We start from the raw sequence: 2498 nt of genomic DNA on the forward strand, positions 1-2498 counted from the left end.
GTCAGCGTGCGTTGAAGTACTTGGCTTCGGGGTGGTGGATGACGATGGCGTCGGTGGATTGTTCGGGGTGGAGCTGGAATTCCTCGGAGAGGTGGACGCCGATGCGTTCGGGCTGGAGGAGGTCGGCGATCTTGGCGCGGTCGGCGAGGTCGGGGCAGGCGCCGTAGCCGAGGGAGAAGCGGGCGCCGCGGTATTTGAGGGCGAACATGTCCTCGATGGCGGCGGGGTCCTGGTCGGCGTAGCCGAGTTCGGCGCGGACGCGGGCGTGCCAGTACTCGGCGAGGGCCTCGGCGAGCTGGACGGACAGGCCGTGCAGTTCGAGGTAGTCGCGGTAGGCGTTGGCTTCGAACATGCGGGCGGTTTCCTCGCCGATGCGGGAGCCGACGGTGACGACCTGGAGGCCGACCACGTCGGTGTGGCCGGATTCTTCGGGGCGGAAGAAGTCGGCCAGGCACAGGCGGCGGCCGCGGCGCTGGCGGGGGAAGGTGAAGCGGGTGCGTTCGTTGCCCTGTTCGTCCAGGATGATCAGGTCGTCGTCCTTGGACACGCAGGGGAAGTAGCCGTAGACCACGGCGGCTTCCAGGAGGCTGTCCGTCTGGAGTTTGTCGAGCAGGCCGCGCAGGCGGGGGCGGCCCTCGGACTCGACGAGTTCGTCATAGGTGGGGCCTTCGCCGGTGCGGGCCTGCTTCAGTCCCCACTGGCCCTTGAACAGGGCGCCCTGGTCCAGCCAGCTCGCGTATTCCTTGAGCTGGATGCCCTTGATGACCCGGGTGCCCCAGAACGGTGGTGTGGGAATCGGGTTGTGGGTGCTCACGTCGGAGCGGACGTGGCCCTCCTGCGGGTGTTCCTCCACCACGGGTGCTGTGGCGCGTACGCGGCGCTGTTTGAGTTCGGGCAGGGCCGCGCCGGGGATGCCGCGTTTGACGCCGATCAGGGCGTCCATCAGGCGCAGGCCCTCGAAGGCGTCGCGGGCGTAGCGGACTTCGCCTTCGTAGAGGTCGTGCAGGTCGTGTTCGACGTAGGCGCGGGTCAGGGCGGCGCCGCCGAGGATGACCGGGTAACGGGCGGCCAGGCCGCGCTGGTTGAGCTCTTCCAGGTTCTCCTTCATGATCACCGTGGACTTGACCAGGAGGCCGGACATGCCGATGACGTCGGCGCGGTGTTCCTGGGCGGCGTCCAGGATCGCTGCGACGGGCTGTTTGATGCCGAGGTTGACGACGCTGTAGCCGTTGTTGGACAGGATGATGTCGACGAGGTTCTTGCCGATGTCGTGGACGTCGCCGCGCACGGTGGCCAGCACGATGGTGCCCTTGCCGTCGTCGTCGGTCTTGTCCATGTGCGGCTCGAGGTAGGCGACGGCCCTCTTCATCACCTCGGCGGACTGGAGCACGAACGGCAGCTGCATCTGCCCGGAGCCGAACAGCTCGCCGACCACCTTCATGCCGTCCAGCAGCGTCGCGTTGACGATGTCCAGGGCCGGCCTGTCGAGCAACGCCTCGTCGAGGTCTTGTTCGAGGCCGTTCTTCTCGCCGTCGATGATGCGCCGCTTGAGGCGCTCCTCCAGCGGCAGGGCGGCCAGTTCCTCGGCCTTGCCCGCCTTCAGCGACGTGGCGGTGGCGCCCTCGAACAGGGCCATGAGCTTTTGCAGGGGGTCGTAGCCCTCGGTGCGGCGGTCGTAGATCAGGTCCAGGGCGGTGGTGACCTCTTCGTCGCTGAAGCGGGCGATCGGCAGGATCTTGGAGGCGTGCACGATCGCCGAGTCCAGGCCCGCCTTGACACACTCGTCCAGGAACACGGAGTTGAGCAGGATCCGGGCGGCCGGGTTCAGGCCGAAGGAGATGTTCGACAGCCCCAGCGTGGTCTGCACGTCGGGGTGGCGGCGCTTGAGTTCCCGGATCGCCCCGATGGTGGCGATCCCGTCGCCCCGGGATTCTTCCTGGCCGGTGCAGATGGTGAAGGTCAGGCAGTCGACGAGGATGTCCGACTCCAGAATCCCCCAGGTGCCGGTGAGATCATCGATGAGGCGTTCGGCGATGGCGACCTTGGCCTCGACGGTGCGGGCCTGGCCCTCCTCGTCGATGGTCAGCGCGATCAGCGCCGCCCCGTGCTCCCGGGCGAGCTTCGTGACCTTCGCGAAGCGGGAGTCGGGCCCGTCACCGTCCTCGTAGTTGACGGAGTTGATGACCGCCCGCCCGCCCAGCTTCTCCAGCCCGGCCCGGACCACCTCCACCTCGGTGGAGTCCAAAACGATGGGCAGGGTGGAGGCGGTGGCGAAGCGGCCGGCGAGTTCCTCCATGTCGGCCACCCCGTCGCGGCCGACGTAGTCCACGCACAAATCGAGCATGTGCGCGCCCTCACGGATCTGCTCGCGGGCCATCTCCACACAGTCGTCCCAGCGGCCCTCCAGCATCGCCTCACGGAACTTCTTCGACCCGTTCGCATTCGTCCGCTCACCGATCGCCATATACGCGGTGTCCTGCCGGAACGGCACCGACTGG

The 2498-nt window shown here is 67.7% G+C and carries 1 protein-coding gene; it reads right to left on the bottom strand.

The window, feature by feature from the left end; translation table 11 throughout:
• Window position 1: 1 nt before the first annotated feature.
• Window positions 2–2498, bottom strand: a 2497-nt coding sequence (locus tag AQJ91_RS48180) for a methionine synthase (RefSeq protein WP_067036741.1), incomplete at its 5' end; no start/stop codon positions are given.

It is taken from the genome of Streptomyces dysideae (assembly GCF_001514305.1).
Taxonomy (GTDB): Bacteria; Actinomycetota; Actinomycetes; order Streptomycetales; family Streptomycetaceae; genus Streptomyces; species Streptomyces dysideae.